We start from the raw sequence: 21,512 nt of genomic DNA on the forward strand, positions 1-21,512 counted from the left end.
GACCCAGGCAGCCAGGACGGCGGCGCCGAACAAGCCGGATGGCAGGAGCCCTGTAGGAGCTGCCGAAGGCTGCGATCTTTTGATTTTGTTTTTCAGGATCAAGATCAAAAGATCGCAGCCTTCGGCAGCTCCTACAGGTGCACTTGCAGGCTTGCAATCCACTTAAGCCCGGCCACATTGGCCAGGCACACGAAACCTGTTGGGAGTTTCACATGGCAAACGCCTCCAGCACTTACCGCAAGGCACTCGAAGGTCATCAGCAACCGAAAAAGGTGTTGGTGAAAGTCGATCGTGTCACCAAGAAGTTCGACGAAACCGTGGCCGTGGACGATGTGTCCCTGGAGATCCATCAGGGCGAAATCTTCGCGCTGCTGGGTGGTTCCGGGTCGGGCAAATCGACTCTGCTGCGCATGCTCGCCGGTTTCGAGCGGCCGACCGAGGGGCGGATTCTGCTCGATGGCGTGGACATCACCGACATGCCGCCGTACGAGCGGCCGATCAACATGATGTTCCAGTCCTACGCGTTGTTCCCGCACATGACCGTGGCGCAGAACATCGCCTTCGGCCTCAAACAGGACCGTTTGCCTGCCAGCGAAATCGATGCCCGCGTCGAAGAAATGCTGCGTCTGGTGCACATGACCCAATACGCCAAACGTCGCCCGCACCAATTGTCCGGCGGTCAGCGGCAGCGCGTCGCCCTCGCCCGCTCGCTGGCCAAGCGGCCGAAGCTGTTGCTGCTCGACGAGCCGATGGGCGCGCTGGATAAAAAGCTGCGTTCGCAAATGCAACTGGAGCTGGTGGAGATCATCGAGCGCGTCGGCGTCACCTGCGTGATGGTGACCCACGACCAGGAAGAAGCCATGACCATGGCTCAGCGCATCGCAATCATGCACCTGGGCTGGATCGCGCAGATCGGCAGCCCGGTCGACATTTATGAAGCGCCGGTCAGCCGCATGGTCTGCGAATTCATCGGTAATGTGAACGCCTTTGACGGCACCGTGGTGGAAGATCTCGAAGGCCACGCGATCATTCACAGCCCGGATTTGCAGCAGAAGATTTACGTCGGTCACGGCGTCAGCACGTCGGTGCAGGACAAGTCGATCACCTACGCCATCCGCCCGGAAAAAATGCTCGTCAGCACCAGCCAACCAGAGTTCCGCTACAACTGGTCCGAGGGCAAGGTGCACGACATCGCCTACCTCGGCGGCCACTCGGTGTTCTACGTCGAGCTGCCCGGCGGCAAGATCGTCCAGTCGTTCATGGCCAACGCCGAACGCCGTGGCGCGCGGCCGACCTGGGACGACAAGGTCTACGTCTGGTGGGAAGACGACAGCGGCGTGGTGCTGCGCTCATGAAAACTTTCAATCAGCAATTCCTGCGCCTGGTGCCCAGCGGACGAAAACTGGTGATCGGCATTCCGTTCATCTGGCTGTTCCTGTTTTTCATGCTGCCGTTCTTTCTGGTGATGAAGATCAGCTTCTCGGAAGCGGCGCTGTCGATCCCGCCGTACTCGGAGATCTACACCTTCGCCGAACAGAAATTCCAGCTGCTGCTGAACATCGGCAACTACACCCTGCTCGGCGAAGACGAACTGTACCTGTCGGCCTACCTCGGTTCGCTGAAGGTCGCAGCACTGAGCACGCTGATGTGCCTGGCGATCGGTTTCCCGATGGCCTACGCGATCACGAAGACCGGCAAGGAAACGCAAAACGTCCTGCTGCTGTTGATCATGATGCCGACCTGGACGGCGATTCTGATCCGTGTGTATGCGTGGATGGGCATCCTTAGCAACAACGGTCTGCTCAACGCGTTCCTGATGTGGACCGGGCTCACCGATCATCCGATCGAGATCCTCAACACCAACACAGCGGTGTACATCGGCGTGGTGTATGCCTACCTGCCGTTCATGGTCCTGCCGCTCTACGCCAACCTCGTCAAGCACGACAACAGCCTGCTGGAAGCCGCGCAGGACTTGGGCTCGAGCAACTTCAACAACTTCTGGAAGATCACCGTGCCACTGGCGAAGAACGGCATCATCGCTGGCTGCATGCTGGTGTTTATTCCGGTGGTCGGCGAGTTCGTGATTCCAGAACTGCTGGGTGGCCCGGAGACGCTGATGATCGGTCGCGTGCTGTGGCAGGAATTCTTCAATAACCGCGACTGGCCGGTGGCGTCCGCGCTGGCGGTGGTGATGCTGTTGATCCTGATTGTGCCGATTCTGCTGTTCAACCGCAGTCAGGCCAAAGAGATGGAGGCACGGGGATGAAACGCTTCAACTTTTCCAGGTTCATGCTGATCTTCGGCTTGATGTTCATTTATCTGCCGATGCTGATTCTGGTGATCTACTCGTTCAACGCCTCGAAACTGGTGACGGTGTGGGGTGGCTGGTCAGTGAAGTGGTATGTCGGCCTGCTCGACAACACGCAACTGATGGGCTCGGTGCTGCGCTCGCTGGAGATCGCCTGCTACACCGCGATTGCAGCAGTGGCGCTGGGCACCCTTGCCGCTTTTGTCCTGACTCGCGTCACGCGCTTCAAGGGTCGCACGCTGTTTGGCGGCCTGGTCACCGCGCCGCTGGTGATGCCGGAAGTGATCACCGGTCTGTCGTTGTTGCTGCTGTTCGTGGCGATGGCGCAGTTGATCGGCTGGCCGCAGGAGCGAGGCATCGTCACGATCTGGATCGCCCACACCACGTTTTGTGCGGCCTATGTCGCGGTGGTAGTCTCCGCGCGCCTGCGGGAGCTGGATCTGTCGATCGAAGAAGCGGCGATGGATCTCGGCGCCAAGCCGTTCAAGGTGTTTTTCCTCATCACCATTCCGATGATCGCGCCGTCGCTGGCGGCGGGCGGGATGATGTCGTTCGCCTTGTCGCTGGACGACCTGGTGCTGGCGAGTTTCGTCTCCGGGCCGGGCTCGACCACGCTGCCGATGGAAGTGTTCTCGGCGGTGCGCCTGGGCGTGAAGCCTGAGATCAACGCCGTGGCCAGCCTGATTCTGCTGGCGGTGTCGCTGGTGACTTTCCTCGTCTGGTACTTCGGCCGCAAAGCGGAAGCCAATCGCAAGCGGGCGATTCAGGAAGCCATGGATCAGACCGCCAACGAAGCGTGGCAGCCGCAACGTGCCGCGACCGCCGTGTAGGAGCTGCGGCACGCTGCGATCTTTTGATCTTCACAAGCAAGATCAGGAGATCGCAGCCTCGTTGCACTCGTCAGCTCCTACACAAATGTTGTCAGGCCGACCAGCCAATTCCCTCTCCTTCCGGGAGAGGGTCAGGGTGAGGGTCCTTTGCTTGAAGTTAATAAAAAGATGGGAGTTGTACCGATGAAAATGTTTGGCAGGACTCTGCTGACACTGTCCTTAATGGGCGCAATGGTCATGGGCGCCCAGGCCAACGACAAGGTGCTGCGTGTTTACAACTGGTCCGATTACATCGCGCCGGACACCGTCAAGAAGTTTGAAGACGAAACCGGCATTCGCGTGACCTACGACGTCTTCGACAGCAACGAAACCCTGGAAGCGCGCCTGCTCGCGGGCAAATCCGGCTACGACATCGTCGTGCCGTCGAACAGTTTTCTGGCCAAGCAGATCAAGGCCGGCGTCTATCAGCCGCTGGACAAATCGAAGCTACCGAACTGGAAGAATCTCAATCCGGTGCTATTGAAAAACGCTGCCGCCAGTGATCCGGACAACGCCCACGCGTTCCCGTATATGTGGGGCTCGATCGGTATCGGCTTCAATCCGGCCAAGGTCAAGGAAGTGCTCGGCGCCAACGCTCCAACCAATTCCTGGGACTTGCTGTTCAAGCCGGAGAACGCGGAAAAGCTCAAAGCCTGCGGCATCAGTTTCCTCGATTCGCCGACCGAAATGCTCCCGGCCGCTCTGCACTATCTGGGCTATCCGGTGAACGACAAGGACAAGGCGCACATCGCCGAGGCCGAAGCGCTGTTCATGAAAATCCGCCCGTACGTGGCATATTTCCATTCCTCGAAGTACATCTCCGATCTGGCCAACGGCAACATCTGCGTAGCGGTCGGTTACTCCGGCGACGTCCTCCAGGCCAAGGCGCGTGCGGTGGAATCGGGCAACAACGTGGTGATCGACTACAGCATTCCCAAGGAAGGCGCCGGCAGTTTTTACGACATGGTCGCCATCCCCCGTGATGCGGCGAACGTCGACAACGCCTACCTGTTCATGGACTTCCTGATGCGCCCGGACATCATCGCCGAAGTCACCAACAGCATCGGCTACAGCAACGCCAACGCGGCGGCCACGCCACTGGTGGACGAGGCGATCCGCAACGAACCGGGCTCGTATCCGTCGCAAGCGGTGATGGCGACCTTGTATGCCGTGCCGGATCAGCCGATTGCCACGCAGCGGATCATGACCCGCGGCTGGACGCGGGTGAAGCTCGGGAAATAAAAACACCGATAATCAAAAATGTGGGAGCGAGCCTGCTCGCGAAAGCGGTAGGACAGGCGACGAAAATGTTGGATGTACCGACGCCTTCGCGAGCAGGCTCGCTCCCACAGTCGATCGATGTGAGCCGGCCAGATTCTGAAGTTTCCCGTTCACGCAGCGCCTTACCACCGCTGCACCCTGCTCTGAACGGCCTCACCCGGCTCCCTCGGCTCGGGTGAATTTGCGGGCGCCTTCGGGCGCCTTTTTTTGTTCGTTCAGATCAGCGACCAGTCCTGCAAAACCCGATAGCGGCCCTTGTGCGATTCGAACAAAGCGAAGCGTTCCGCGCGCAGAAAGAACTCTGGCGGCGCGCTCGTTTCCGGCTCCGGCGCACGGTATTCGCGGGCCAGGGTCAGGTGCGGGCGAAACTCGTGGGCGGTCTCCTCAAAACCAAACGGCAGCATCGCTTGCTCCAGCGCATAGACCAGGCGCAACAACGCCGGCGGCGCCTGCTCCGGTGCCAGCGATAACACACCGGCGCGATGCCAGACCTGCAAGCGATCCAGCGCAACCCGCAACGCTTCACCCGGAATACGCACATTGCTCGCTGCTTCGCAGACGCCGTGGATCTGCGCCAGCGGCACCGCGCCGAGAAACAGCAGGGTCAGATGAAAATTATCCGCCGGTACCGGTTTCCCGGTTCGCAGGCCCAGCTCCGCGCGCCACTGGGCGATCGCCTTGCGCTGCGATGGCGGGCAATCCAAGGCAAAAAACAATCGCTTCGACGGCTCATCCTTGCGCACCCCATCAATCATCACCCTGCCCCCTTTTTCGTCATGACCGCGCCGATTCTACACAGCCTGTGCTGACGACTCGCGCCAGGAAGCTATAGTTCAAGGATTGCCAACAACCGGAGGCTGCCATGCGCGAGATCCTCAGCAAAGAACCCTGGTGGGCCCGGCCACCACAACCCGGGCAGAACGAAAGCGAACTGGAATGGGGCTGGCTGGTGCATTACAGCGAAGGCGAACCGCGCTTCGAATTCGTCCGCGAACGGCCGAGCGACGAGCAGATTCGCAAGCGCAAGAGCTGCCGGGTCACCCCCTCGCCCGAGTGAACACAGCCCGCGAGCACTAATCCTGTGGGAGCGAGCCTGCTCGCGAAAGCGGTGTGTCAGATAAAGAAATGTTACTGATACGACGCTTTCGCGAGCAGGCTCGCTCCCACAGGGTTATGCATTGATCAGTGGGGTTGTGTGTCGCCGGCGGCGGTGTCGATGCTGACCACCACCGACATCCCCGGTCGTAGCCGTTCTGCTTCCTGCTGATCGGGATCGATAGTGATGCGCACCGGCACGCGCTGAGCGATCTTGACGAAGTTGCCAGTGGCGTTGTCGGCCTGGAGCAAGGCAAATTCCGAACCGGTGCCCGGCGAAATATGCTGCACATGGCCGGTGAATCTGCGGTGGTTCAAGGCGTCGACGGTGAAGCGCACCGGTTGCCCGACACGCACATTGGCCATTTGGGTTTCCTTCATGTTGGCGATCACCCATTTCTGATCCGGCACCAACGCCATCAACTGCGCGCCGGAGTTGACGTAGGCGCCGAGGCGCACGCCGATCTGCCCGAGCTGGCCGTCGCGCGGCGCGACAATCCGCGTGTTCGACAGATCGATCCGTGCCAGTTGCACCGCCGCTTCGGCGCTGGCCACCGCAGCTTCCAGCGAGCCGCGATTGACGATTACTGTTTGCAGGTCCTGCCGGGCGATTTCCAGATTGGCCTTGGCCTGCGCCACCGCCGCCGTGCTCTGCGCATTGGCGGCGAGAGTCACGTCGAACTCGCGTTTCGACACCGAGCCGTCGCGCACCAGTTCCTGATTGCGCCGCAGATCGGCCTCGCTCTTGCGCAACTGCGCCTGGCTGTCGGCGAGCACTGCCTGGCGCAACTTGATCGTCGCCTCGGCACTGTTGCGCTGCTGCACCACGTTGGCCAATCCAGCCTTTTGCACCGCCAGTTGTGCCAGCGACTGGTCGAGGCGCTGCTGATAAATGCGGTCGTCCAGACGCACCAGCAGATCCCCGGCCTTGACGTACTGGAAGTCCTGCACCGGCACCTCGAACACATATCCGCTGAGCTGCGGGCCGATGATCGTCACCTGCCCGCGCACCAAGGCGTTTTCTGTAGTTTCGACGGCGCTGCTGAACGGCGGCAGTTGCCAGGCATACAACACGATCAGTACGCCAACGATGGCGATCGCGGCAAAGCCCAGCGAAGAAATGATCCGCACCCGCAGCGAACGCGGCGCGGTGTTCGGCGACGATGGCGGCGCCTCCCCTTCAGGTGTGGCGGCGATGGCATTGGTGGTTGTGGTGGTCGGTTCGGTCATGAAGAAATGGCGCCGCTGGGTGGTACGGAAGGCGTCGGCTCAATGGCTTTGGTGGTGCTCATCAGCCACAACGCGCGAATCGAAAGCCAGATCATGGTCAGAACGGCAATGACCGCGATCAGCATGAAGACATCGTTATAGGCCAGCACGTTCGCTTCGCGTGTCGCCGCATTGGCGAGGCTGCGGATCCCGGCCAGATTGCGCAGGCTCGGGTCGGCCAGCAAACCGCCGTAGGCCGAGCCGCCGCTCTGCACGCGCGCGGCCACCAAGGGGTCGGACATCACCAGATGATCGACGATGTGGCTGGAATGGTATTTCTCGCGCAAGATCTGAAACGTGCCAAGCAACGCCGCGCCGAGCAGCCCGCCGAGGTTGTTGCAGATCCCGAACAGCACGGAAAAACTCACCAGGTTGCGCGGATTGGTCAGCACGTTGCGCGTCCCGAAGACCATGGTCGGGCCGAGAAAAAACGTACTGCCGAACGCCAGCAGGAACTGGCTGACGTAGAGATTTTGCGGGCGGGTCAGGTTGTTGGAAAAACTGTCCATCACCGAACCGGTGGCCATCAGCGCCAGCGAGATGATCAACGGCATCAGCAAGTGTTTGGGGTCGATGGTCAGCGCGCTGGTCGCAAGGCCGGCGATACTGCCGATGAGCATCACCACGTACAGACTGTGCAGTTGCTCATAGCCCATGTTCAGGTTCTGCATGAAACCGACCGCGCCGGTGGATTGCTCCGAAGTGACCATGCGAATCAGGGTCACCGCCAGCGCCAGACGAATCATCGTGCCGCTGCCCAGCCAGCGGGTCATCAGCATCGGGTTGCTGCGATTGTGCTCGATGGCCAGACCCATGATGATCAGCGCGATCGAACAGGCCAGCGCCACCCCTATCCAGTCGGCCTCCAGCCACCAGTCGATGCGTCCCAGCGACAGCACCGCGCACAACAACGCCACACCGGTGGCGAGGATGGCGAAGGTCAGGAAGTCGAGTTTTTCAAAAGTCTTGAAGCGGTCACCTGGCGGCAACTTCAGCAGCAATACACAGCCGAGTGACAACAGGGCCATGCCCAATTCGAATAGGTAGAGGCCGCGCCACTCGGCGATCTGCAACAGATCCTCGGAAAACAGCCGCGCCAGCGGTAACGCCAGTTGTGACGTGCCAAGACCGAGTACCAGCGCCTTCAGCCGCCACTTCGCCGGGAACGCCTGGACCATGTAATACAAACCCAGCGAACTCAGCGCCGCGCCGACCATGCCGTGGGCAGCACGCACCGCCACCGCAGAATTGAGATCGTTGACGAACAAGTGGCCGAAGGTCACCAGCGCGTACAGCACCAGGAACACTTCAGTGAACGCGCGCAAGCCGAATTGCTGGCGAAATTTCACCAGCAGCAGGTTCATCGATACGTTGGTCATCACATACGCCGCCGGCAACCAGGCCATTTCCGCCGTAGTCGCGCCGAGCGAGCCTTGCAGATAAGGCAGGTTGGCCACCACCAGCGAATTCCCCAGCCCACCGGTCACCGCCACCAGCACACCGACCGCCGCATACGCCAGTCGCTTGGGCGTGGAGTGCAAAGGGGTCGATGGGGAACCGGGCAGGCTGGGCTTTTCGTGGGGTTGCCAGTTGCGCGGGGCGTATTTATCCATGGATCGGCCTGGTGCTGGGGGTGAGGGAAGTTTGCCGCATATTTCTTTGCAGCACACTTTTCCATGGACAACAAAAAAACCTGTAGGAGCTGTCGAGTGAAACGAGGCTGCGATCTTTTGATTTTTCAAAAGCAAGATCAATAGATCGCAGCGTGCCGCAGCTCCTACAAGGCGTGCGGCGTAGCACCGGCGGTGATCGTATAACTTCCAGTTGACAATCCCCGAAAATCTGGGAAATATCCGCAACGATGTTGTACGACGACGTATGACAAATAATAAAAACAACAAACGATTCAGGGAGCGTCACAGTGAGCACACTCGCCCGCAATTCCGTCCGCCCTCCACGTTTTGCCGTTACCCGCCCACGTTCCACCCTCAGCCTGCTCGGCTGTAGCAGCCTCGCCCTCGCCCTGCCAATGAGCGCCGATGCCGAAGGCTTTCTCGACGACAGCAAAGCCACGCTGAACCTGCGCAACGCTTACTTCAACCGCAACTTCGTCAACCCGGCCTATCCCCAGGGCAAGGCTGAAGAGTGGACGCAGAACTTCATCCTCGACGCCAAGTCCGGTTTCACCCAAGGCACCGTCGGCTTCGGTCTCGACATCCTGGGTATGTACTCGCAGAAGCTCGATGGCGGCAAAGGTACCGGCGGCACACAGCTGTTGCCGATCCACGATGACGGGCGCCCGGCGGACAACTTCGGCCGGCTCGGCGTGGCGTTGAAAGCCAAGGTGTCGAAAACTGAATTGAAGGTCGGTGAATGGATGCCGGTGCTGCCGATCCTGCGCTCCGACGATGGCCGCTCCCTGCCGCAGACCTTTCGCGGCGGCCAGATCACCTCCACCGAAATCAACGGTCTGACCGTGTACGGCGGCCAGTTCCGCGGCAACAGCCCGCGCAACGATGCGAGCATGGAAGACATGTCGATGAACGGCCGCGGTGCGTTCACCTCTGATCGCTTCAACTTCGGCGGCGGCGAATACACCTTCAACGAAAAGCGCACCATGGTCGGCCTGTGGTACGCCGAACTCACCGATATCTATCAGCAGCAGTATTTCAACCTCAGCCACAGCCAGCCGATGGGCGACTGGACCCTTGGCGCCAACCTCGGTTTCTTCACCGGCAAGGAAGACGGCAGCGCCCAGGCCGGCGATCTCGACAACAAGACCGCGTTCGCCCTGCTCTCGGCCAAGTACGGCGGCCACACTTTCTACGTCGGCCTGCAGAAACTCACCGGCGACGATGCCTGGATGCGCGTCAACGGCACCAGCGGCGGCACCCTGGCCAACGACAGTTACAACGCCAGTTATGACAACGCCAAGGAGCGCTCCTGGCAGGTGCGTCACGACTACAACTTCGTTGCGCTGGGCGTGCCTGGTCTGACCCTGATGAACCGCTACATCAGCGGCGATAACGTGCACACCGCCACCACCAATGACGGCAAGGAATGGGGCCGCGAATCGGAACTGGCCTACACCGTGCAGAGCGGCCCGCTGAAGAATCTCAACGTGAAATGGCGCAATGCGACCATCCGCCGGGACTTCAGCACCAACGAATTTGATGAAAACCGGATCTTTATCAGCTATCCGATTTCGTTGTTGTAAAGCCAGTCTCCACACCGATATTCCCTGTGGGAGCGAGCTTGCTCGCGAATGCGTCGGGTCAGTCAATTCATCTTTCAATGACACACCGCTTTCGCGAGCAAGCTCGCTCCCACAGGGGAGTTGCATTGCCAAACAGGCATTTGTGGTTATAGAAGACTGGACTGGGCCTTCCGTCATCTACACCAAAAGTCGCGTTGACAAGATCCGGAAACCCTACCGATACTTCAGCGCAGTCATACGACAACCTACAACAAACCTAATAACAATGTGTCCAGGGATTGCCATGACGTCTACTTCTACCCCCCGCGTGCCTTTCAATCGCCTGCTGCTGACCGGTGCCGCCGGAGGCCTGGGCAAAGTGCTGCGCGAACGCCTGCGCCCTTACGCCAAGGTGCTGCGCCTGTCCGACATCGCCGCCCTCGCCCCGGCCGTCGATGAACACGAAGAAGTCGTGCTCTGCGACCTCGCCGACAAGCAAGCCGTGCATCAATTGGTCGAAGGCGTCGATGCGATCCTGCATTTCGGCGGCGTTTCGGTCGAGCGGCCGTTCGAAGAAATCCTCGGCGCCAACATCTGCGGTGTCTTTCACATTTACGAAGCGGCGCGCAAGCACGGCGTGAAGCGGGTGGTCTTCGCCAGTTCGAACCATGTGATCGGCTTCTACAAGCAGGACGAAAAACTCGACGCCACCTCCCCGCGCCGTCCTGACGGTTACTACGGCCTCTCCAAGTCCTACGGCGAAGACATGGCCAGTTTCTACTTCGATCGCTACGGCATCGAAACCGTCAGCATCCGCATCGGCTCCTCGTTCCCCGAGCCGCAGAACCGCCGGATGATGCACACCTGGCTGAGCTTCGACGATCTCACGCAACTGCTCGAACGCTCGCTGTACACACCGAATGTCGGACATACCGTGGTCTACGGCATGTCCGCCAACAAAGACGTCTGGTGGGACAACCGCTACGCCAGCCACCTCGGTTTCGAAGCCAGGGACAGCTCGGAAGTGTTCCGCGACAAGGTCGAAGCGCAGCCGATGCCGGCCGACGATGATCCGGCGCGGATCTATCAGGGCGGCGCCTTCGTCGCAGCAGGCCCGTTCGGCGACTGATCGCTCGACTTGATCCCCCTCCAATAAAAACCATGGGAATGAGTATGCAAGCCGAATTGATCGTCGACGCCCGCAACGCGGTCGGTGAAAGCCCGGTCTGGGTGCCGCAGGAAAAAGCGCTGTACTGGGTCGATATTCCCAACGGCGGCCTGCAACGCTGGAGCGCCGACACTGGCCATGTTGCCTCGTGGACAACCCCGGAAATGCTCGCCTGCATCACCCGCCACCGCAGCGGTGGCTGGGTGGCCGGTATGGAAAGCGGTTTCTTTCGCCTGCACCCGCACAGCGACGGCAGCCTCGACAGCGAATTGCTCGCCACCGTCGAGCACAGCCGCCCGGACATGCGCCTCAACGACGGTCGCTGCGACCGCCAAGGGCGTTTCTGGGCCGGCAGCATGGTCTTGAACATGGGCCTGAATGCGCCTGAAGGCCGGCTCTATCGCTTCGGCGCCGGGCAATCCGGCGTGGTCGAAGCGCAGCTGGATGGCTTCATCGTGCCCAACGGCCTCGCCTTCAGTCCCGACGGCAAAACCATGTATTTGTCCGATTCGCACCCCAACGTGCAACTGATCTGGGCGTTCGATTACGACATCGAAACCGGTACGCCGTCGAATCGCCGAATCTTCGTCGACATGAATCACTTCCCCGGCCGCCCCGACGGCGCCGCCGTGGATGCCGAAGGTGGCTACTGGATCTGTGCCAACGACGCCGGCCTGATTCACCGCTTCGCGCCGGATGGCCGCCTCGACTTCTCACTGGAAGTGCCGGTGAAAAAACCGACCATGTGCGCTTTCGGCGGCAGCAATTTCGACACTCTTTTTGTCGCCTCGATTCGCCCCGGCGATGACCTCGATCCGCAATCCCTGGCCGGCGGCTTATTCGCTTTGAAGCCGGGCGTCAAAGGCCTCGCCGAACCTGAATTCAACGATTTGCTTTAGCCCCTCTGCTGCACCGCTGCGCCTTGAACAAAAAAATAACAAGACTGGAGACTCACCCCCATGAACTTCAAACGCACCTTGCTCGCCGCTGCACTTCCGCTGATGTTCACCTTCGCTGGTGCCGCTCAGGCAGAAATCAAACTCAAATTCGCTGACATCCACCCCGCCGGTTATCCAACCGTGGTGGCCGAAGAAAACATGGGCAAGACCCTGACCAAGGAAACCAACGGCGAACTGACCTTCCAATATTTCCCGGGCGGTGTGCTGGGTTCGGAAAAGGAAGTCATCGAGCAGATGCAGGTCGGCGCGGTGCAGCTGTCGCGCGTCAGCCTGGGTATCGTCGGCCCCGTGGTGCCGGACGTGAACGTGTTCAACATGCCATTCATTTTCCGCGACCATCAGCACATGCGTAACGTCATCGATGGCGCGGTGGGCGATGAGATTCTCGACAAGATCACCAACTCCGAATTCGGCCTGGTAGCCCTGGCGTGGATGGACGGCGGCACGCGCAACATCTACACCAAGAAGCCGGTGCGCAAGCTCGAAGACCTCAAGGGCATGAAGATCCGCGTGCAAGGCAACCCGATGTTCATCGACATGATGAATGCCATGGGCGGTAACGGCATCGCCATGGACACCGGCGAGATCTTCAGCGCCCTGCAGACCGGCGTGATCGACGGCGCAGAAAACAACCCGCCGACCCTGCTCGAACACAACCACTTCCAGAACGCCAAGTTCTACAGCCTGACCGGTCACCTGATCCTGCCAGAGCCGATCGTGATGTCGAAAATCACCTGGGAGAAACTCACTCCGGATCAACAGGAACTGGTGAAGAAAGCCGCCAAGGCTGCTCAGGCTGAAGAACGCGTGCTGTGGGACAAGAAGTCCGCTGCCAGTGAAGAAAAACTCAAGGCCGCCGGCGTCGAGTTCATCGAAGTCGACAAGAAACCCTTCTACGACGCCACCGCTTCGGTACGGGAAAAATACGGCGCGAAGTACGCCGACCTGATCAAGAAAATCGAAGCCGTTCAGTAACCCTCCCGCTCCGTACTCATGAACAAGGCCCGGCGCGCCTGATGACTCAGGCGCGCCGGGTTACGGTGGAACCCGATGAAGAATCTGCTGCTACGTATCAACGACAAGATCTACATGACATGCATCTGGGTCGCCGGCCTTTCCGTCCTGGCGATTTCCCTGATGATTCCCTGGGGCGTATTCGCCCGCTACGTACTTGGCACCGGCTCCAGCTGGCCAGAGCCGACGGCGATCCTGCTGATGATGGTGTTCACTTTCATCGGTGCCGCCGCCAGTTACCGCGCCGGCGCGCACATGGCCGTGGCCATGCTGACCGATCGCATGTCACCGCCGCTGAGATCAGCGGCGGCGATCTTTTCGCAACTGCTGATGGCGGCGATCTGCATCTTCATGACCATCTGGGGCGCCAAGCTGTGCATGTCGACCTGGAACCAGTTCATGGCCGCCCTGCCCGACCTGCGCGTTGGCGTGACCTATCTGCCGATTCCCTTGGGCGGCTTGCTGACGCTGATTTTTGTCCTGGAAAAACTCTTGCTCGGTGACCAGAGCAAACGGCGGGTCGTGCAGTTCGACCTGGTGGAAGAAAGTGAAGGTGCCGCTTAATGGACGCTCTGATACTGCTGGGCAGTTTTATCGCTTTGATCCTGATCGGCATGCCGGTCGCCTACGCGTTGGGCGCCGCCGCGCTGATCGGCGCATGGTGGATCGACATTCCGTTCCAGGCGGTGATGATCCAGGTCGCCTCGGGCGTGAACAAATTCTCGCTGCTGGCCATTCCGTTCTTCGTCCTCGCCGGTGCGATCATGGCCGAGGGCGGCATGTCCCGGCGATTGGTGGCGTGTGCCGGCGTGCTGGTGGGTTTCGTGCGCGGTGGCCTGTCACTGGTCAACATCGTCGCTTCGACCTTCTTCGGCGCGATCTCCGGCTCGTCGGTAGCGGACACCGCCTCGGTGGGTTCGGTGCTGATTCCGGAAATGGAACGCAAGGGCTATCCACGGGACTTCTCCACCGCCGTCACCGTTAGCGGTTCGGTGCAGGCCCTGCTGACCCCGCCAAGCCATAACTCGGTGCTCTACTCGCTGGCCGCCGGTGGCACGGTCTCGATTGCCTCGCTGTTCATGGCCGGCATCGTTCCGGGCCTGCTGATGAGCGCCTGCCTGATGGTGCTGTGTCTGATCTTCGCGAAAAAGCGCAACTACCCGAAGGGCGAAGTCATCCCGATGCGCCAGGCGCTGAAAATCGTCGGCGAGGCCCTCTGGGGCCTGATGGCGATGGTGATCATCCTCGGCGGCATCCTCTCGGGAATTTTCACCGCGACGGAATCGGCGGCGATCGCAGTGCTGTGGTCGTTCTTCGTGACCATGTTCATCTATCGCGACTACAAGTGGCGTGAACTGCCCAAGCTGATGCACCGCACCGTGCGGACGATCTCGATTGTGATGATCCTGATCGGTTTCGCCGCGAGCTTCGGCTACATCATGACGCTGATGCAGATCCCGGCGAAGATCACCACGATGTTCCTGACGCTGTCGGACAACCGTTACGTGATCCTGATGTGCATCAACGTCATGTTGCTGCTGTTGGGCACGGTGATGGACATGGCGCCGCTGATCCTGATCCTCACGCCGATCCTGATGCCGGTGATTCTCGGTATCGGTGTCGATCCGGTGCAGTTCGGCATGATCATGCTGGTCAACCTGGGGATCGGATTGATAACACCGCCGGTGGGCGCCGTGCTCTTCGTGGGCTCGGCGGTGGGCAAAGTCAGTATCGAAAGCACCGTGAAAGCCCTGCTGCCGTTCTATGCAGTGCTGTTCCTGGTATTGATGCTGGTGACCTACGTGCCCGCCCTTTCGCTGTGGCTGCCGCACCTGGTGTTGTAACCGTCTGAAAAGATCGCAGCCTTCGGCAGCTCCTACAGGACCGCACTCTCTGGTAGGAGCTGTCGAGTGCAACGAGGCTGCGATCTTTTGATCCTCAAGCCCGCAACAACATGTACCCCGCCACCACCAGACACACACTGGCAAACCCCACCTGCAACGCCCGCGCCGGCACCTGCGCGCAAACCCTGCGGCCGATGATCATGCCGACGATGCTCGCGACGATGAACGCCGCGCCCTGGCTATCGATGCGTACGCCCGCATGAAACGAACCCATCACCCCGATCGCTGAAATCAGACTGATCACCATCAACGATGTCGCAACAATGCCGCGCATTTGCACATCGGTCAGTTGCTTGAACGCTGGCACGATCAAAAAACCGCCACCGACGCCAAGCAATCCCGAGACGACACCGGTAATCGCCCCCAGTGCGGCCAGGGTGGCGGTGCATTTGGCGGTCCAGTCGAAGCGCCCGGTCTGCTCGTTGAGCATGCAATTCTTCTGGCCCCAACTGGCATGGCCGTGATCGCTCGGCCCCGCTTGCTCACGCTCCTTTCTGAACATTCGCCAGGCGACCAGGACCATCAGCAGGCTGAACAGAATCATCAGAATCTTTTCCGGCAACTGATGCGCGAAATAGATCCCCAGCGGCGAAAATACCGCGCCCAATGCTGCGATCAACAGCGCAGCGCGATAACGCACCAGGCCATGGCGCAAACCATCGATAGCGCCGACCGCTGCCGCGCTGCCGACCGCAAACAAGGCCACCGGCGCCGCTTGCGTCATCGTCCAGCCGAGCCCCAGCACCAGCGCCGGTACCGCAAGAATCCCGCCGCCCGCGCCGGTCAGGCCGAGCACCAACCCCATCACCACGCCAAACAGACTTGCCAGCAACATAGGGTTTTCTCAGTCGACCTTGGACAGACGCGTCAGCCACTCGCGGCCCTTGAGCATGCCGTGCCAGTAGAACCACGGCAGCAGCGTCGCTTTCAGCCACCACGCCGACCGCCGCGGCACGGTCGGGTCGAGCGGGAAGGTCGGCAGCAGTTTGCCGCCATAGCCGAACTCGGCAAGGATCACCTTGCCCTTCTCCACCGTCAGCGGGCACGAGCCGTAGCCGTCGTACTTCAGCGGCAGCGGCTGTTGTTTGCGCCCGGCCAGGAGGTTTTGCGCAACGACGACAATCTGCTTGCGCACCGCCGCTGCAGTTTTCGCGTTGCTGGTGCCGCAGATATCGCCCAGTGCAAACACTTCGGGAAAACGCAGGTGCTGCAGGCTATGCGGATCGACTTCGCACCAGCCGGCGGCGTCGGCCAGCGGACTTTCTGCGATGAAATCCGGCGAGACTTGCGGCGGAACGACGTGGAGCAGATCGAAGGTTTTCGCTAGGAGGCTGACGTTGCCATCGGCGTCTTTGACCTCAAACCACGCGGTTTTCGCTGGGCCGTCGACCTTGACCAGATTCGAATTGAAGGCCAGTTGCGCGTTGTACTGTTCGATGTACTTCATCAGCGGCGGCACGAAGGTCGGCACGCCAAACAGCGCAGCGCCAGCCAGATTGAATTCAACGTTGATGTTGTGCAGCACCGCGTTTTTGCGCCAATGGTCGCAGGACAGGTACAGGGCTTTTTGCGGCGCGCCGGCGCATTTGATCGGCATCGCTGGCTGGGTGAACAGCGCCCGGCCGTCGCGCAGTTTCTGCACTTGATCCCAAGTGTACTGGGCGTGTTGATAGCTGTAGTTGGAGGTGACACCGTGCTGGCCGAGGCTTTCCCGCAAACCTTCGATTTTCTCCCAGGCCAGGCGCAGGCCGGGGCAGACGATCAGGTTCTGGTAGCTGACAGTGCGCTGGTCGTCGAGGGTGAGTTGGCGGTTTTGTGGGTCGATGGCGCTTACACTGGCCTGAACCCACGTCGCCTGACGCGGCATGACTTTGCTCATCGGCCTGACGGTGTCTTTCACGTCAAACGCGCCACCGCCAACCAGCGTCCAGGCCGGTTGGTAGTAGTGCTGTGAACTTGGCTCGATCACGGTGACGTTGAGGTGCGGGTCACGCTTGAGCAGGCTGGCGACAAAACCGATGCCAGCCGTCCCGCCGCCGATGACCACGATGTCCGCACTGATGGATGAGCCCCAGTGTTGATCGTTCATTGCTGGTTCCTTTTTACTGCACGCAAGGATTTTTGGTTCACCACAACAACTAATGTGGGAGCGAGCCTGCTCGCGAAAGCGGTGGCTCAGTCAACTATTCGTCGGCTGACACGCCGCCTTCGCGAGCAGGCTCGCTCCCACAGGAGATGTTTGTGAAGGCTGGCATTTATTGCTGTTCCCAGCTCTTGAGCACCGCTCCGCAATAGAGCCCCGAGAGGGTTTTCATCACCTGAATCACTTCATGACTGGCCAGGCCGTAGAAAATGTATTTGCCTTCGCGGCGGGTCGCGACCAACCCTTCGTCACGCAAGATGCCCAGTTGCTGGGACAGTGTCGGCTGGCGCACGCCGGTCATGGTTTCCAGTTCGCCGACGTTGCGTTCACCCTGGGTCAGTTGACAGAGGATCAGCAGACGATCCTCATTGGCCAAGGCTTTGAGCAAGGCGCAGGCCTTGGACGCCGAGGCGCGCAGTTGGGCGACTTCACATTCGGTCAGACTGGATTGCATTTGCACGAGGCCTTGTAGGTCACTTAAGCTGCGAACATTATGTTTTTACATAAAGTGTTGCAACTCTGAATTCCCCAGCACAGGTTTTTACCCATGCCCGCCCTGATTGAAGCGTTCCTCGACCCCGCCTCCTCGACTTACAGCTACGTGGTCTACGAGGCCGACGGCGGCCAGTGCGCAATCGTTGACCCGGTGCTCGATTACGATGGCGCCGCCGGGCGCACCGGCACCGTGCAGGCGGACAAGATCATCGCCTTCGTCCGTGCGCATCGCTTGCAAGTGCAATGGCTGCTGGAAACCCACGCCCACGCCGATCACCTCTCCGCAGCGCCATATCTGCGCCGTGAACTGGGCGGCAAGATCGCCATCGGCGAATCAATCAGCAAAGTGCAGAACGTGTTCAAGGCCCTGTTCAATCTGGAGCCGGAATTTCGCGTCGACGGCTCGCAGTTCGATCACCTGTTCGCGCCGAACGAGGCGTTCATGATCGGCAATCTCAAAGCCACCGCCCTGCACGTTCCCGGCCATACGCCAGCGGACATGGCCTACTTGATCGACGGTGAGCAGATTTTGGTCGGCGACACGTTGTTCATGCCCGATGTCGGCACCGCGCGCTGTGATTTTCCCGGCGGCAATGCGCAGCAGCTGTTCAAGTCGATCCAGAAGCTGTTGGCGTTTCCGGCGAGTGTGAAGCTTTATGTTTGCCACGATTACCCGCCTGAAGGCCGCGCCTCACAGTGCCAGACCACGGTCGGCGAACAGCGCAAAAGCAATATTCATGTGCATGACGGGATCGATGAAGCCGCGTTCGTCGAGATGCGTACTCAGCGTGACGCCGGATTGGGCATGCCGACGTTGTTGCTGCCGGCGATACAAGTAAATGTACGAGCGGGTAATCTGCCAGCGGCGGAAGACAACGGCGTGGTTTACCTGAAGATCCCGCTGGATTCCCTATAGGAAAAATCGCTAGATCCGTCGCCAGATTATTTTTCCTACGAACGCTGTCGACAATGATGAACTGGTGAAAATCCTCGCAGCGATCAGACTCCATCAGGCAAACATTCAATGGAGTTTTCGCAATATGGATATTCGTCGTAATCACCGTGACCTGACCACGCAACAAAAATCGGCATTCATCGATGCCATCCTGCTACTCAAAAACAATGTCGATAGCGTACTCCGGCCCGGAGAGCAAAGCCGCTACGATGACTTTGTCCAGATTCACAAGAATTCGATGGGACGAGGCAACCCGCTGACGCCTAACCCGCATCGCAGTCCCTTGTTCTATCCATGGCACCGAATCCTGATCCGCCAATTTGAACTTGCCCTGCAATCCGCTGCCAACAACGCGACCATCACGCTCCCCTACTGGAACTGGCAACTGACCGGCGCCGACAATCCGTTCACCTCGGACTTTATGGGCTCGAACGGCGATAACCTGCAAGACCAACGCGTCACCAGTGGCCCGTTCTCCAGGGAGCACTCGCAATTCGAAGTCCGGGTATGGGATGAGGGCATTGGAAACGCGGGCGTTCGGCGAAATTTCGCGGCGCAAGGCACGTTGCCCACAGCCGAGACCGTCATATCCGCATTGAACAGAACGCCTTACTGGCTGGCCGAAAGTGGCTGGGAGAATGTTTCGGAAGTCGAATTGCACAATCCGGTACACGCATGGATCGGAGGGAACATGGCGGAAGCAGCCTCACCCAATGATCCGATATTTTTCCTGCATCACTGCTATCTCGATCTGCTGTGGGAGCGCTGGAAGCACCAACACGCCGGTACCCCGGGTTTCACCGATGTGGCCGGCTCGCCGGATTCAACCGAAACCGTTCTGGTTTTTCATCCCGACAGTGAACCGGCACCCTGGCCGCAAACCTATACCGTGCAACAAACGCTTTACACTGGTGAACTGGATTACCGCTACGACAACATCTGACGCTTAGCTACTCAGAGTCAGCCCGTTCGCAGGCAACGGCAACGCGGTCTTGTAGCGCACCTGCTTGAGCGCAAAGCTTGAGCGAATGTTCGCTACTCCTGGCACTTTGGTCAGAAAATCCATCATGAAGCGTTCCAGCGACTGGATGCTCGGCACCAGCACCCGTATCAGGTAGTCCGGGTCACCGGCCATCAAATAGCACTCCATCACCTCGGGGCGATCAGAGATCGCTTCCTCGAAGTGCTGCAGCGCCTCTTCCACCTGCTTCTCCAGGCTCACGTGAATGAACACGTTCACGTGCAGCCCCAGCAGGTCGGCATCCAACAGCGTGACCTGCTCGCGAATCAGGCCCAGTTCTTCCATCGCCTTGACCCGATTAAAGCATGGAGTTGGCGACAGATTTACCGAGCGGGCAAGGTCGGCGTTGGTGATGCGGGCGTTCTCCTGAAGGCTGTTGAGAATGCCGATGTCGGTACGGTCCAGTTTGCGCATGAGACAAAACCACCTGTTTTTTATGTTTATGCAGAATTTCTATCTGCAAATGGTCGTCAGCGCAACGAAACACAGAGAAATATTCTTCTTGGCCGCGCCTATGATTGTTGTAGGACAAGATTTCCTCTACCCAGGAATGACTGCCAGCTCACTACAAGAAATTCACAAGATCGAGCGTAGAAGCCATGACCCAAGCGTATGAACCGCTGCGCCTGCACGTCCCTGAACCCTCGGGCCGTCCCGGCTGTAAAACCGACTTTTCCTACCTGCATCTGACCGATGCCGGTACGGTGCGCAAACCTCCCATCGATGTAGAACCGGCCGACACCGCCGACCTGGCCCGTGGCCTGATTCGCGTGCTCGACGATCAGGGCAACGCCCTCGGCCCGTGGGCTGAAAACGTGCCGGTAGAAATCCTGCGCAAAGGCATGCGCGCGATGCTCAAAACGCGCATCTACGACAACCGCATGGTCGTGGCGCAGCGGCAGAAAAAGATGTCGTTCTACATGCAGAGCCTTGGCGAGGAAGCCATCGGCAGCGCCCAGGCTTTGGCGCTTAACATCGACGACATGTGCTTCCCGACCTACCGCCAGCAAAGCATTCTGATGGCCCGCGATGTGCCGCTGGTCGACCTGATCTGCCAGTTGCTGTCCAACGAGCGCGATCCGCTCAAGGGCCGCCAGTTGCCGATCATGTATTCGGTCAAGGACGCCGGGTTCTTCACTATTTCCGGCAACCTCGCCACCCAGTTCATTCAGGGCGTGGGCTGGGGCATGGCCTCGGCGATCAAGGGCGACACCAAAATTGCCTCGGCGTGGATCGGTGACGGCGCCACCGCCGAATCGGACTTCCACACCGCCCTCACCTTCGCCCACGTTTATCGCGCGCCGGTGATCCTCAATGTGGTCAACAACCAGTGGGCGATTTCCACTTTTCAGGCCATCGCCGGTGGTGAAGCCACCACCTTCGCCGGACGCGGCGTCGGTTGCGGCATCGCCTCGCTGCGCGTCGATGGCAACGACTTCTATGCGGTCTATGCCGCTTCCGCCTGGGCGGCCGAACGCGCCCGGCGCAACCTCGGCCCGACCATGATCGAATGGGTCACCTACCGCGCCGGTCCGCACTCGACCTCCGATGATCCCTCGAAATACCGCCCTGCCGATGACTGGAGCCACTTCCCCCTCGGCGATCCGATCGCGCGCCTGAAACAGCACCTGATCAAGGCCGGCCACTGGTCGGAGGAAGAGCACGCCGCCGTCAGCGCCGAACTCGAAGCCGAAGTGATTGCCGCGCAGAAACAGGCCGAACAGTACGGCACCCTCGCCGGCGGCCAGATCCCGAGCGCCGCGACCATGTTCGAAGACGTCTACAAAGAGATGCCGGAGCACTTGAAGCGCCAGCGTCAGCAGTTGGGAATCTGA

21 protein-coding genes are annotated in these 21,512 nt (G+C 59.9%); 14 read left to right on the top strand and 7 right to left on the bottom strand.

From position 1 onward, the window contains the following. Positions 1 to 212 precede the first annotated feature (212 nt). The 4 genes from potA (at position 213) to AC0Z4S_RS22230 (ending at position 4,419) form a co-directional block, all read left to right on the top strand. On the top strand, positions 213 to 1,355 hold the full coding sequence (potA, locus tag AC0Z4S_RS22215; protein ID WP_042609314.1) for a polyamine ABC transporter ATP-binding protein: 1,143 nt from the start codon (positions 213 to 215) through the stop codon (positions 1,353 to 1,355). Continuing rightward, positions 1,352 to 2,266 (top strand): ABC transporter permease subunit, encoded by a 915-nt coding sequence (locus AC0Z4S_RS22220; protein WP_485624607.1) that lies wholly within the window; start codon positions 1,352 to 1,354, stop codon positions 2,264 to 2,266. The genes potA and AC0Z4S_RS22220 overlap by 4 nt, the downstream gene beginning before the upstream one ends. Further along, positions 2,263 to 3,138 carry an ABC transporter permease subunit gene (locus AC0Z4S_RS22225; RefSeq protein WP_485624608.1) on the top strand — a complete coding sequence of 292 codons (876 nt, stop codon included), beginning with the start codon at positions 2,263 to 2,265 and terminating at the stop codon, positions 3,136 to 3,138. The genes AC0Z4S_RS22220 and AC0Z4S_RS22225 overlap by 4 nt, the downstream gene beginning before the upstream one ends. A 183-nt stretch (positions 3,139 to 3,321) precedes the next feature. Next, positions 3,322 to 4,419: a polyamine ABC transporter substrate-binding protein gene (locus AC0Z4S_RS22230; protein WP_095182000.1), complete on the top strand. Its 1,098-nt coding sequence runs from the start codon at positions 3,322 to 3,324 to the stop codon at positions 4,417 to 4,419. A gap of 254 nt (positions 4,420 to 4,673) precedes the next feature. Here the strand turns inward: AC0Z4S_RS22230 and thpR are convergent, their stop codons facing one another. Further along, on the bottom strand, positions 4,674 to 5,213 hold the full coding sequence (gene thpR / locus AC0Z4S_RS22235; RefSeq protein WP_485624609.1) for an RNA 2',3'-cyclic phosphodiesterase: 540 nt from the start codon (positions 5,211 to 5,213) through the stop codon (positions 4,674 to 4,676). A 107-nt stretch (positions 5,214 to 5,320) separates the two neighbouring features. Between thpR and AC0Z4S_RS22240 the strand changes: the two genes are divergently transcribed. Continuing rightward, on the top strand, positions 5,321 to 5,515 hold the full coding sequence (locus AC0Z4S_RS22240; protein ID WP_485624610.1) for a hypothetical protein: 195 nt from the start codon (positions 5,321 to 5,323) through the stop codon (positions 5,513 to 5,515). A gap of 125 nt (positions 5,516 to 5,640) precedes the next feature. Here AC0Z4S_RS22240 and AC0Z4S_RS22245 read toward each other — a convergent pair whose 3' ends face one another. Together AC0Z4S_RS22245 and AC0Z4S_RS22250 are read right to left on the bottom strand one after the other, a co-directional pair. Next, positions 5,641 to 6,783 (bottom strand): HlyD family secretion protein, encoded by a 1,143-nt coding sequence (locus AC0Z4S_RS22245; protein ID WP_471879545.1) that lies wholly within the window; start codon positions 6,781 to 6,783, stop codon positions 5,641 to 5,643. Beyond that, a complete protein-coding gene (locus AC0Z4S_RS22250) occupies positions 6,780 to 8,435 on the bottom strand; it encodes an MFS transporter (protein WP_485624611.1) in 1,656 nt (551 codons plus the stop codon). The genes AC0Z4S_RS22245 and AC0Z4S_RS22250 overlap by 4 nt, the downstream gene beginning before the upstream one ends. A gap of 308 nt (positions 8,436 to 8,743) precedes the next feature. On the opposite strand from AC0Z4S_RS22250, the gene AC0Z4S_RS22255 reads away from it, so the two are divergent. The 6 genes from AC0Z4S_RS22255 (at position 8,744) to AC0Z4S_RS22280 (ending at position 15,003) form a co-directional block, all read left to right on the top strand. Beyond that, positions 8,744 to 10,039, top strand: a complete 1,296-nt coding sequence (locus tag AC0Z4S_RS22255) for an OprD family porin (protein ID WP_485624612.1) — start codon at positions 8,744 to 8,746, stop codon at positions 10,037 to 10,039. Positions 10,040 to 10,322: 283 nt separating this feature from the next. Continuing rightward, positions 10,323 to 11,147 (top strand): NAD-dependent epimerase/dehydratase family protein, encoded by an 825-nt coding sequence (locus AC0Z4S_RS22260; RefSeq protein ID WP_485624613.1) that lies wholly within the window; start codon positions 10,323 to 10,325, stop codon positions 11,145 to 11,147. A 44-nt stretch (positions 11,148 to 11,191) separates the two neighbouring features. Next, complete coding sequence (locus AC0Z4S_RS22265) at positions 11,192 to 12,085, top strand: SMP-30/gluconolactonase/LRE family protein (protein ID WP_485624614.1); 894 nt, start codon at positions 11,192 to 11,194, stop codon at positions 12,083 to 12,085. 60 nt (positions 12,086 to 12,145) lie between these two features. Continuing rightward, positions 12,146 to 13,120 (top strand): TRAP transporter substrate-binding protein, encoded by a 975-nt coding sequence (locus tag AC0Z4S_RS22270; RefSeq protein WP_039763165.1) that lies wholly within the window; start codon positions 12,146 to 12,148, stop codon positions 13,118 to 13,120. A gap of 75 nt (positions 13,121 to 13,195) precedes the next feature. Continuing rightward, the gene (locus AC0Z4S_RS22275) at positions 13,196 to 13,723 is read left to right on the top strand and encodes a TRAP transporter small permease (RefSeq protein WP_485624615.1); all 528 of its coding nucleotides are present in this window, start codon (positions 13,196 to 13,198) and stop codon (positions 13,721 to 13,723) included. After that, positions 13,723 to 15,003 carry a TRAP transporter large permease gene (locus AC0Z4S_RS22280; protein WP_039763167.1) on the top strand — a complete coding sequence of 427 codons (1,281 nt, stop codon included), beginning with the start codon at positions 13,723 to 13,725 and terminating at the stop codon, positions 15,001 to 15,003. Before AC0Z4S_RS22275 ends, AC0Z4S_RS22280 begins: the two co-directional genes overlap by 1 nt. 94 nt (positions 15,004 to 15,097) lie before the next feature. Here AC0Z4S_RS22280 and AC0Z4S_RS22285 read toward each other — a convergent pair whose 3' ends face one another. From AC0Z4S_RS22285 to AC0Z4S_RS22295, 3 genes are all read right to left on the bottom strand, one after another. Beyond that, positions 15,098 to 15,898, bottom strand: coding sequence for a sulfite exporter TauE/SafE family protein (locus tag AC0Z4S_RS22285; RefSeq protein ID WP_485624616.1), 801 nt, complete (start codon positions 15,896 to 15,898; stop codon positions 15,098 to 15,100). Between the two features lie 9 nt (positions 15,899 to 15,907). Then, positions 15,908 to 17,152 (bottom strand): NAD(P)/FAD-dependent oxidoreductase, encoded by a 1,245-nt coding sequence (locus AC0Z4S_RS22290; RefSeq protein ID WP_485624617.1) that lies wholly within the window; start codon positions 17,150 to 17,152, stop codon positions 15,908 to 15,910. A 166-nt stretch (positions 17,153 to 17,318) separates the two neighbouring features. Continuing rightward, entirely contained in the window at positions 17,319 to 17,660 is a 342-nt protein-coding gene (locus AC0Z4S_RS22295; protein WP_083352492.1) for an ArsR/SmtB family transcription factor, read from the bottom strand. Positions 17,661 to 17,753: 93 nt separating this feature from the next. On the opposite strand from AC0Z4S_RS22295, the gene AC0Z4S_RS22300 reads away from it, so the two are divergent. Together AC0Z4S_RS22300 and AC0Z4S_RS22305 are read left to right on the top strand one after the other, a co-directional pair. Beyond that, on the top strand, positions 17,754 to 18,617 hold the full coding sequence (locus AC0Z4S_RS22300) for an MBL fold metallo-hydrolase (RefSeq protein ID WP_485624618.1): 864 nt from the start codon (positions 17,754 to 17,756) through the stop codon (positions 18,615 to 18,617). Between the two features lie 124 nt (positions 18,618 to 18,741). Further along, entirely contained in the window at positions 18,742 to 19,599 is an 858-nt protein-coding gene (locus AC0Z4S_RS22305) for a tyrosinase family protein (RefSeq protein WP_485624619.1), read from the top strand. A gap of 3 nt (positions 19,600 to 19,602) precedes the next feature. Here the strand turns inward: AC0Z4S_RS22305 and bkdR are convergent, their stop codons facing one another. Then, positions 19,603 to 20,091 carry a Bkd operon transcriptional regulator BkdR gene (gene bkdR / locus AC0Z4S_RS22310; protein ID WP_253503030.1) on the bottom strand — a complete coding sequence of 163 codons (489 nt, stop codon included), beginning with the start codon at positions 20,089 to 20,091 and terminating at the stop codon, positions 19,603 to 19,605. A gap of 185 nt (positions 20,092 to 20,276) precedes the next feature. Between bkdR and AC0Z4S_RS22315 the strand changes: the two genes are divergently transcribed. Continuing rightward, positions 20,277 to 21,512, top strand: a complete 1,236-nt coding sequence (locus tag AC0Z4S_RS22315; protein WP_101162558.1) for a 3-methyl-2-oxobutanoate dehydrogenase (2-methylpropanoyl-transferring) subunit alpha — start codon at positions 20,277 to 20,279, stop codon at positions 21,510 to 21,512.

The sequence above is a fragment of the Pseudomonas sp. 1L-B-1-E-C1 genome, assembly GCF_057291835.1.

Coding starts and splice junctions, on each gene's coding strand:
- potA (WP_042609314.1), top strand. CDS start 213: ATGGCAAACGCCTCCAGCACTTACCGCAAGGCACTCGAAGGTCATCAG.
- AC0Z4S_RS22220 (WP_485624607.1), top strand. CDS start 1,352: ATGAAAACTTTCAATCAGCAATTCCTGCGCCTGGTGCCCAGCGGACGA.
- AC0Z4S_RS22225 (WP_485624608.1), top strand. CDS start 2,263: ATGAAACGCTTCAACTTTTCCAGGTTCATGCTGATCTTCGGCTTGATG.
- AC0Z4S_RS22230 (WP_095182000.1), top strand. CDS start 3,322: ATGAAAATGTTTGGCAGGACTCTGCTGACACTGTCCTTAATGGGCGCA.
- thpR (WP_485624609.1), bottom strand. CDS start 5,213: ATGATTGATGGGGTGCGCAAGGATGAGCCGTCGAAGCGATTGTTTTTT.
- AC0Z4S_RS22240 (WP_485624610.1), top strand. CDS start 5,321: ATGCGCGAGATCCTCAGCAAAGAACCCTGGTGGGCCCGGCCACCACAA.
- AC0Z4S_RS22245 (WP_471879545.1), bottom strand. CDS start 6,783: ATGACCGAACCGACCACCACAACCACCAATGCCATCGCCGCCACACCT.
- AC0Z4S_RS22250 (WP_485624611.1), bottom strand. CDS start 8,435: ATGGATAAATACGCCCCGCGCAACTGGCAACCCCACGAAAAGCCCAGC.
- AC0Z4S_RS22260 (WP_485624613.1), top strand. CDS start 10,323: ATGACGTCTACTTCTACCCCCCGCGTGCCTTTCAATCGCCTGCTGCTG.
- AC0Z4S_RS22265 (WP_485624614.1), top strand. CDS start 11,192: ATGCAAGCCGAATTGATCGTCGACGCCCGCAACGCGGTCGGTGAAAGC.
- AC0Z4S_RS22270 (WP_039763165.1), top strand. CDS start 12,146: ATGAACTTCAAACGCACCTTGCTCGCCGCTGCACTTCCGCTGATGTTC.
- AC0Z4S_RS22275 (WP_485624615.1), top strand. CDS start 13,196: ATGAAGAATCTGCTGCTACGTATCAACGACAAGATCTACATGACATGC.
- AC0Z4S_RS22280 (WP_039763167.1), top strand. CDS start 13,723: ATGGACGCTCTGATACTGCTGGGCAGTTTTATCGCTTTGATCCTGATC.
- AC0Z4S_RS22285 (WP_485624616.1), bottom strand. CDS start 15,898: ATGTTGCTGGCAAGTCTGTTTGGCGTGGTGATGGGGTTGGTGCTCGGC.
- AC0Z4S_RS22290 (WP_485624617.1), bottom strand. CDS start 17,152: ATGAACGATCAACACTGGGGCTCATCCATCAGTGCGGACATCGTGGTC.
- AC0Z4S_RS22295 (WP_083352492.1), bottom strand. CDS start 17,660: ATGCAATCCAGTCTGACCGAATGTGAAGTCGCCCAACTGCGCGCCTCG.
- AC0Z4S_RS22300 (WP_485624618.1), top strand. CDS start 17,754: ATGCCCGCCCTGATTGAAGCGTTCCTCGACCCCGCCTCCTCGACTTAC.
- AC0Z4S_RS22305 (WP_485624619.1), top strand. CDS start 18,742: ATGGATATTCGTCGTAATCACCGTGACCTGACCACGCAACAAAAATCG.
- bkdR (WP_253503030.1), bottom strand. CDS start 20,091: ATGCGCAAACTGGACCGTACCGACATCGGCATTCTCAACAGCCTTCAG.
- AC0Z4S_RS22315 (WP_101162558.1), top strand. CDS start 20,277: ATGACCCAAGCGTATGAACCGCTGCGCCTGCACGTCCCTGAACCCTCG.